This is a genomic window from Sphingomonas bacterium (assembly GCF_903643065.1).
In the GTDB taxonomy this organism is placed as follows: Bacteria; Pseudomonadota; Alphaproteobacteria; order Sphingomonadales; family Sphingomonadaceae; genus Sphingomonas.
Genome location: NZ_CAHJWX010000057.1, coordinates 1 through 8,148, shown reverse-complemented (window position 1 = coordinate 8,148; position 8,148 = coordinate 1). Strand labels below are relative to the sequence as shown.

Below are 8,148 nucleotides of genomic sequence, written 5' to 3'. Positions count from 1 at the left end.
CGGCCCGCAGGTCGCGCGCCGCCTCAGGCTGGATCGCTTCGAGCCCCTTCGTCGCCGTGTCGAGCGCCTGCCGCTGATGCGGCAGCGCCGACAGACCCTGCTCGCGCATGCGGCCGATGTCGGCGGTGGCGCGCGCGAAGCGCTCGACCGCCTTGTCGAGCGGTGTCGTGATCGGCTCGTTCGTCGGTCCCGCCGGCGTCAGCCGGACCCCGGCGAACCGGCCGGCCGGCCGCACCGGCTCCGCCGCCCTGCCGCGTTCGGACGCCTGTTGCTCGGCGTAATCCGACGCCATGTCCTTGCCGCGGTCGCGCGACAGCGCACGGACGAGCTGGCGCTGGTCGGCAAAGTCGTCGTGGCCGTAGTGGAGATCGACCCCGTCGCGATGCCGCGACAGCGCGACATACGCCGCATGGCTGTCGAGCCCCGGCGTCGCCAGCACATGCACCCGGTCGACCGTCACGCCCTGCGCCTTATGGACTGTCGCGGCATAGCCGTGATCGAAGGCGGCATAATCCTTGACGTCGAACACCGCCGACCGGCCGTTGTCGAGCCGAACTTCCATACGCGCGCTGTTCACCTGCTCCAGAGTGCCGAGGGTGCCGTTCTTGACCCCGAGGCTGCGCTCGTTCTGGAGGAACATCACCCGGTCGCCAGTTGCGAACTCCCGGCTGCCGCGCTCAGTCTGGATCTTCATGTCCGGGCCCAGTTCGCCCGCCCGCTGCCGCCGCTCACGCGCGGCGAGGTTGAGGGCGCGGACCTCGTCGTTGGTGTGGGTGAGGATGATGCGCGTTGCCTCGGGCGCCTCCTGCCGGTCGCGGTCCCAGCGCTCGACCAGCGCCGCGCGCGCGTCGTCGCGCGTCGGAGATGCGTGGACAGTGCCATGCTCGGCGTAGGCGTTGACCGCCTGCGCCGTGCGCCCCGTCGCCAGCTGCCGCGTCGCATCGCGCTGCCAGTCGTCGCGCTGGCGGCGGATGTCGGTGATCTCGGCTGCCCCGTGCCGCTCGGCGATCGATCGGAACGCCGCTCCCGCCTCGATCGCCTGGAGCTGCTTCGCGTCGCCGACCAGCACTACCTTGGCACCGCGGTCGCGGGCTTCGGACAGCACCCGCTCCATCTGGCGACTGCCGATCATGCCCGCCTCGTCGACGACGAGGACATCGCGACTGGTTATCCGGCCGCGGTCCTGCGCCCAGCTGTGTTCGGGGCTGGCGATGGTGCGCGACGCGATGCCCGAACCGCTCGCGAGGTTCTCGGCGGCGATGCCCGACAGGGCGACGCCGTGAACGGTATAGCCGGCACTCTCCCACGCCTCGCGCGCGACGCCGAGCATCGCCGACTTGCCCGTACCGGCATAGCCGATGACGACGCCGAGTCCCTTCGCTTCGGTGACATGGGCGAACGCGGTCCGCTGCTCGGGCGAGAGGACCATGCCGCGCGCCGCGGCACGCGCCAGCGCGGCGTCTTGGACGCGTGCGCCGACGCGATGGCTGCGGTCGGTATCGAGCGCGGCGGTGGCGCGTTCGAGCCGCTGCTCCGTGGCGATCATCGCGCGCGACGTGAACCGCGGCTCGCCGCGCCCGTCGTTGCCAAGTGCAACGACCTCGGGCGACGCTTTCACCGCGCCCATCACCCGGTCGAACTGCTCCTTGCCGTCGCTGTGCCGGTGGACGAACATCGCGAGATCGCGCGTGGTGAACGTCGCTTGGTGATGGGTGATCGCGTCGAGCGCGAGCTCGGGGCGCGCCAGCAGCCTGGCGCCATTGGCCCGCGCGATGGCGGCATGTTCATCGACCCGTTCGAGCGAAAGTCCGTCGGCCGCCATGCGCGATGCGGCGGGACCGATCTTGTGCTGCGGTTCAAGGTCGATGCCTTGGGCGTCCAAGCTGCGGTGATCGACGCGGGCGTCGATGTCGAGCTCGGCGAGGCGCTGGTTGACATGGGTACCCCACGCTTCGCGCCAGTGTTCGAGCAACTCGGTCCGGTTCCAGTCGCGGATCTTGGCGCCGAACCCGTCCGTGCCGACCTCGCGCATCGACAACATGACGTGCGCGTGCGGCTTGGCGAGGCCGTCGGGTCCAATGTCCCAATGCACGTTGAGGTCGGCGATCATCCCGCGCGACACGAACTCATCGCGCACGAACTCACGCGCGAGGCGGATACCCTCTGCCTGGTCGAGCTCGCGGGGAATGGCGAACTCGATCTCGCGGGCGAGCTGCGCGTCCTTGCGGTTTTCGCCGGCCTCGACCGCGTTCCACAGCGCCGCGCGGTCGGACAGATGCCCGGGCGCGCCGTCGGGCAGCATGACCTCGGAGTGGACGACGCCGGCCTTGTTCGAGAAGTCGTGGTGGCGGTCGAGGCGCTCGTCGTGCAGACGCGATGCCGAGCGATATGCCGCGGCAGCAACGGCGCTCGAGCCCGCACCGCGGCCGATGACCTTTGCCGAGAAGTGGTAGAGTGCCATGACGGCACCCCATCTACACTTCAGCAGCGACGTCGGCACGACGTATAAGCGCGCCCTCGACGGATTACATCCGCCTCGGGACCGCAGCATCCCATGTAGTTCCAACGGGTTGAGCACCGGCCGGACCGAAGATAACTGGTCGGTCGGCAACTCACCGGTGAGGACCGACTCGATGCGCAAACCCCGCGATTACGACGCCGAGCTGAAAGCGCTCGATGAGCGGACCAAGGCACTCCGCAGCCGTAAGCTCGTCCAGCTTGGCGAGCTGGTCAGCGCCACCGTCGCCGACACGTTGCCGGTCGAGGTGCTCGCCGGTGCACTGCTCGCCGCGGTCGAGACGACGGACGCGCAACTGGAGGAGGGCTGGCGGCGGCGTGGCGCGGCGTTCTTTCACGGGCGGACACGCGAAGCTGGCGAACACCCTCGCGGCGACACTGGCGGCGAACCGGCGGGCAAGGGTGATGCGGAATCGCCTGCTCACACGCCGGGCGCGGAGTGACACGCGGGACTGGCAGGTGAAGCGGCGCGAACGCACCCGCCAGCTGATCGAGCTCGGAGGACTGGTCGCCAAGGCGGGGCTGGTCGAGCTGACGGACGACGACCGCGCAGTGATCCTCGGCGTGCTCGTTGAGGCGGCGGCACGGCTTCGCAGCGACGGTCACGAGGCGGCGTTAACGCTGTGGCGGCGGCGGGGAAAGCGGGCATTCACGGTTGCCGCTGACGACGCGATCGGCTCATAGGGTCACGATGACCGATACGCTCGCTCCGACCGACACGCTCACTGCAAAGCTGACCGCGATTGTCGAACGCGCGCCTGATTGCATTCGGCAAGAGCTTGCGTCGAAGGACCCGGCGGCCCGCAGCCGCGCGGAGGAAGTGTTGGCCGCAATTATCGCCAACGCTCTGCGCGAACCCGACCAGCCGTGATCAGTCGGCGGTCGCTTCCCGTAGCGCGTTAAGCCGCGATTGGCAGAGGTCATCGACGATGCCGCGCAACTGCTCGACCGACGCGACCAGCGCATCGAGATCGTCGGCCGTGATCGCGTAGCTGGGCGAGTACCGTGCCTCGACATACGCCCGCTTCAACAGCTCGAACCGTCGCCGGTCGATCTTGCTGTCCCGCGCCCACGCCGCGATCAGGCGCGGCTCCTTGTCCTCGGCCAGCGAGCGCAGAAACTTGATGTTGTGTGAGCGCGGGAAGTAGAAGGTGTGGACCAGCAAATAGCAGATGTAGAGCCGTTCGGTTGCCTGATGCAGATCGAACGCAGCCTTGTTGATGTCGCCGTCTGCAATGGCGTAGCTGGCACCGCGAATGAATGCACCGACACTTGGTAGCCAGTGATCATAATACCCCTGCGCCATCTGGTACGCGTCGGGGGGCGTCAGCGGCATCGGCGTGGCGAGTGGATGGCAGGGCAGCTCGTAGAGCGCGATGCCGTCGCGGGCGATGTCGACCCAGAAATACTCGCCGCGCAGCAGCGCCGCGTTCACCTCGTCGAGCGCGTGGACGATGATATTGACCGGGCGCGCGATCGCGGGATCGCGCTGTATCCTGTCCTCGGCGACGTACCAGTAATCGGCGATCTCGGTCAGGTCGCGGTGGCTGACGACGACGAGCAGATCGTAGTCGGACTGGTAGCCGTTCGCCGGCTCATCGACCCAGTCGTCGCGCGCGAAGCTGCCGAACAGGATGATCTTGTAGACCTTGCCGCCGCGCTTGTGCGGCATGGTCGCGTTGGCGATCGCCACGTCGAACTCGTCGAGCAGGATGCGGACGACGTGCTCGAGCTCGCGCTGCTTGGCCTCGGGCAAATGGTCGAGCGGATCATGCATTGCGGTTGATCCTAGCGGCCGGCGCGGGCAAATTACAGCTTTGCCGGCCGGATACCCCCCGCGACCGGCGAGCCTCGTTCAGAACGGCCACCAGCGCAGTCGCCGCAGCCGTCGCCACCACGGCGGTCGAATACCGCGTCGCGCAGCATCGAACTGGCGGATCGCGCGCGCCATGCGCCGCTCGACATGGCGGACGGACAGCCCGGTTCGGCGGGCCATCTCGACGTAGGTCATGTGGTCGATGCAGTGGGCAAGGAAGAGTTGCCGGTTGAGAGAACGCAACGTGCCGATGGCGGCTTCGAGGTCGGCAATGGTGTGGGGATCGGCATGATCGTTCGGGTCGGAATGATCGCCCATTGTCCATACTCCGTCGAAGGGGAAAGGGCTGGCGGCGGTCGCCCGCCGCCAGCAATGCGGGTCACGCGGCAGCGCGCACGGGCTCGATGTCCGGCACGGCTTCCGGCTGCGTCTCGGTGCTTTGCGGGGCGGCCTGCACGGTAAGCGCCGCCACTGCCCGCGCCGACCGGGTGACGCTGCCGACCCCGCCGCGCGCGGTGTACGCGGTCGCTGGGAACGCCAGCCAGCGCGGCACCCACCCTTCGGTCTTGGTCCGCCCACCGGTGCCGTCGATGCAGTCGCGCAGGATAGTCCGCAGCGTTTTGAGCGGCTCCTTGGCATTCGCCTCGGCGACGCTCGGACCGGCCACCTCGCCGATCATCGCAAGCAACACCTCACGGTCACGAAGGGCATCGATGAACGCCGCATCCGCCTGCCAGACGGCGGCCATATCGACCCCAAGCCCAACTCCGAGTGCATCGACGATGTCGCTGTGCGGATCGAGCGTCTCGCCGACGACGATGGCGAGCGCGCTAAGCACCTCCGCATCGGACAGTGCGGTCAGCCTGACGAACAGCTGGGTCAGCCCTTCGTCGTAGCCGTTGCCGCCGGTAACGGTCGGCGCTTCGGGCTCGAACGCCAGCATGGCGAGGACCGCCCGCCGCTTGGCATCGAACAGTCCCTCGGACGGACTGATCTCGACGCTCTCGGTCACCGCATCGGTTCCCGCCCGCTGCGACGCGACCCGCACCGACCACAGCGGCGACCCCGCGATCATGTGCGCGACCGCAACCCGCAACGCGACACCGGGCGCATCGGTCAGCTTGGCGCGAACGGCGGCATGACGATGAAGGTCGATATAGTCGTTGAGGATCGCGGACGCCTCGGGCCGCACCGGACGCTCTGCAACCGCCTCGCCCCTCGTCTCCCGCCGCGCCTCCTTGGCCGTGACATAGCCCTCGTGGACCGCGACATCGCCACGGTGACCGACACTGATGTAGACCCGCCCACCCTTGGCCTTGGTCCGCCGCTCATGCTCCCACGTCTGGAACGCGGTGCCGACCGGCAGGACGACGACCTCGCTCCATCCCGCTTCCCGGTAGGCCGCGACACGGGCATCAATGGCGGCGATCTGCGCCGTCCAGAACGTCTCGGCATTGGCAAAGTAGCGCTCGTCGCCGAACAGGTCGGACACGATCTCGCCGGTGTAGGTGGCAAGGTCGAACAGCGCAGCACTGACCGGGATCGACGCCCCGCCGAACGCCCATGCCTTGAGCTGACTGCCGGTGGGACAATAGGTGTTCTCGTCTTCGAACAGCGCCAGCCATTCACGCTGCTTCGCTTTGGACGCGAGGGTCAGATGGCGGACGGTGGCGGCATCGATCTCCCCACGCCGGTAGAGGCCCCGGATGCGGGGAAGCAGGTTGCCGAGCGCCAGCGTCCGCCGCACCTGCACGTCGGTCAGCCCGAACGTCGCGGCGATGTCCTCGGGCCTGCGGCCTTCACGGACGAGCCGGGTGAACGTCTCCCAGCGGGTGACCTCGTCGGGATCGAGCCGGGCGATGTTCTCGATCAGCGAGGCTTCGAGCGCGGCGGCATCGTCGCCGGACTCGATCACTGCACACGGCAGCGGCTCAGCCTCACCCGTCTCCTCGGCCACCGCCAGTGCCGAGTAGTACCGCCGCTTGCCCGCGACGATCTCATAGGTCTCGGGACTGCCGTTGGCTCGCACGATCAACGGGACCAACACACCCCGCGCCCGGACCGACGGCAGGATGTTGGCGAGGTCGGGGGTCTTGCCCTTGACCCGCATGTTGGCGGGCGACACCGAGAGACAGGCGAGATCGATATGCTTGAGTTCTACGGCTCTTCTCCTTCAAGACCGCGACCGGCGCCGGAATGGCGGGGTGGGCGGCAGGAGCGCTTCGCCAGGCCCGCGCTGAGCGGCGGGCCGCATCCGAAGGACCGGAACAACGTGGAGGACCCGGACGCAGTCCGGGTTGCGGCCTGCCGCGGCGGGCCTAGAGGAGCGTGACGCCCACCTCGCCAGACCGACGGCCGGAGGCCTGCTTCATCGCGCCCGTCGCGCGATGGCCGCATCGCCGGGCACCGCCCGGCGCAAGCGTCAGCGATCGCAACCCGTCAGGGACGAGACGCGCCCTCGCGGCTCGGCGGAGCGCAGCGGAGTAGAGCGCGGCCGTGCCCCGCGCGGGACGCCCGACCTCTCTCGAACTCGACTTTATGGGTGCTGATGGGTCGAGGAGGGCTATCGGCGGCTATGGCGAGCGATCACCGCCTTGCGGGGTAATCATGAGAGGAGGATTTTAGCGGGAGCCGGGGCTCGCCCCTTCAATAAAACAGGATCATTGTCATGTCCGATGCTCCCGACCGCATTCTCCGGATCGACGCCGTGCTCGACCGCACCGGGCTCAGCCGCTCGACCCTGTACCGCAAGATCCAGAGTGGCAGCTTTCCCGGTCAGGTCCGGATCGCCGAACGCTGCACCGGCTGGCGCGAGTCCGCAATCCGGGATTGGCTACGGAACCCGATGTTCTATCAGGTGGAGAAATAGCTCGGCCGGACGATCTAAGGCGGCAGGTAAGCGCCTGATGGTCGCTCTCTTACTTGCGTCATGGTCGTCTCCGTGGGAGCCGACCATCCGGCCGTGCTTACCACGAGTTGAAGCGTCGTCGATCGCGAGGTCTAGGGCGGTTGCCTATCGCACCATGGTGCCTGCAACTTACGACGCGACCATCGCTCAGTTCCAACCACAGCCATTCGGAAAGCGACGTCGCGCAACGAGCTCGTGAAGCCTCGCAATGAGGAACGGACGAGCCGCTAGTCGGATGTTCTGCGGTCGACTAGGACATCGTGGTTACACCAAGTGGAGAAGCGGCATGGCGCTGAAGGACTATCTCGGGATTATCGACAATGGTCTGAAGCACCTGTTCGACCGTAAGGCGGTCGACCCGGCCAAGGCGCGCCGTCCCCTAATCCGCGGCATCGACCGCACCCTGGCGCAGTTCAAGGCGGGGTCGACCGGCACGCCGACCGGCTGGTACAGGATCAGGAACGGCGTCGTCGCGCTGACGGTCAAGGTTGGAAGCGATACATTCGACATCAATGGCGTCACGACCAACCACATGCGGGCCGACCGGTTCGAAGAGTTCCTGGCCGCAATGCGCGCCGCGGTCGACGCCGGCGAGTTCGACGCCGAGCTCGACCGTAAGGGCGACGGCGACGCCGAGGTTCACATTGCGAAGCCGAAGGCAGCGGCGATCTCGCCCGAGGCGGCCAAGGCTCGCGGGATCAAGGCCGCGGCTAGTCGGAAGGCCAATCGCGAGAAGCGGACAACTGCGTCCTAAGCCTTTGTCTGGTGGATAGCGGCCCGGCCGCTTTCGGGCGATCGTCTACGCGAAGCGGACGGTCGTTAATCGGGCATGTAAATAGGCGTTCAACCGGGACCCCATATCGGCGTCCAAGAGGGACCCCCCTTTCGAGTGTCGGCAAGACGATGA

9 protein-coding genes are annotated in these 8,148 nt (G+C 67.7%); 5 read left to right on the top strand and 4 right to left on the bottom strand.

The window, feature by feature from the left end; all coding sequences use genetic code 11:
• Positions 1–2,461: Ti-type conjugative transfer relaxase TraA (gene traA, locus HUU95_RS03545; RefSeq protein ID WP_174278841.1), on the bottom strand; the 2,461-nt coding region annotated here is incomplete at its 3' end.
• Positions 2,462–2,633: 172 nt separating this feature from the next.
• Between traA and HUU95_RS03540 the strand changes: the two genes are divergently transcribed.
• Genes HUU95_RS03540 through HUU95_RS03530 form a run of 3 tightly spaced genes read left to right on the top strand, consistent with a single transcriptional unit; the run spans position 2,634 to position 3,388 of the window.
• The gene (locus tag HUU95_RS03540; protein WP_174278840.1) at positions 2,634–2,960 is read left to right on the top strand and encodes a conjugal transfer protein TraD; all 327 of its coding nucleotides are present in this window, start codon (positions 2,634–2,636) and stop codon (positions 2,958–2,960) included.
• Between the two features lie 16 nt (positions 2,961–2,976).
• Positions 2,977–3,201 carry a conjugal transfer protein TraD gene (locus HUU95_RS03535; RefSeq protein ID WP_217429758.1) on the top strand — a complete coding sequence of 75 codons (225 nt, stop codon included), beginning with the start codon at positions 2,977–2,979 and terminating at the stop codon, positions 3,199–3,201.
• A 7-nt stretch (positions 3,202–3,208) separates the two neighbouring features.
• Positions 3,209–3,388 (top strand): hypothetical protein, encoded by a 180-nt coding sequence (locus HUU95_RS03530; protein ID WP_174278838.1) that lies wholly within the window; start codon positions 3,209–3,211, stop codon positions 3,386–3,388.
• Here the strand turns inward: HUU95_RS03530 and HUU95_RS03525 are convergent, their stop codons facing one another.
• The 3 genes from HUU95_RS03525 to HUU95_RS03515 form a co-directional block, all read right to left on the bottom strand.
• Positions 3,389–4,294: a nucleotidyltransferase and HEPN domain-containing protein gene (locus HUU95_RS03525; protein ID WP_174278837.1), complete on the bottom strand. Its 906-nt coding sequence runs from the start codon at positions 4,292–4,294 to the stop codon at positions 3,389–3,391.
• Between the two features lie 78 nt (positions 4,295–4,372).
• A complete protein-coding gene (locus HUU95_RS03520; RefSeq protein WP_174278836.1) occupies positions 4,373–4,651 on the bottom strand; it encodes a sigma factor-like helix-turn-helix DNA-binding protein in 279 nt (92 codons plus the stop codon).
• Between the two features lie 61 nt (positions 4,652–4,712).
• A complete protein-coding gene (locus HUU95_RS03515; RefSeq protein ID WP_302480089.1) occupies positions 4,713–6,479 on the bottom strand; it encodes a ParB/RepB/Spo0J family partition protein in 1,767 nt (588 codons plus the stop codon).
• Between the two features lie 522 nt (positions 6,480–7,001).
• Here HUU95_RS03515 and HUU95_RS03510 point away from each other — a divergent pair.
• Both HUU95_RS03510 and HUU95_RS03505 read left to right on the top strand, forming a co-directional pair.
• Positions 7,002–7,202 carry a helix-turn-helix transcriptional regulator gene (locus tag HUU95_RS03510; RefSeq protein ID WP_174278834.1) on the top strand — a complete coding sequence of 67 codons (201 nt, stop codon included), beginning with the start codon at positions 7,002–7,004 and terminating at the stop codon, positions 7,200–7,202.
• A 325-nt stretch (positions 7,203–7,527) separates the two neighbouring features.
• A complete protein-coding gene (locus HUU95_RS03505; RefSeq protein ID WP_174278833.1) occupies positions 7,528–7,995 on the top strand; it encodes a hypothetical protein in 468 nt (155 codons plus the stop codon).
• Positions 7,996–8,148 lie beyond the last annotated feature (153 nt).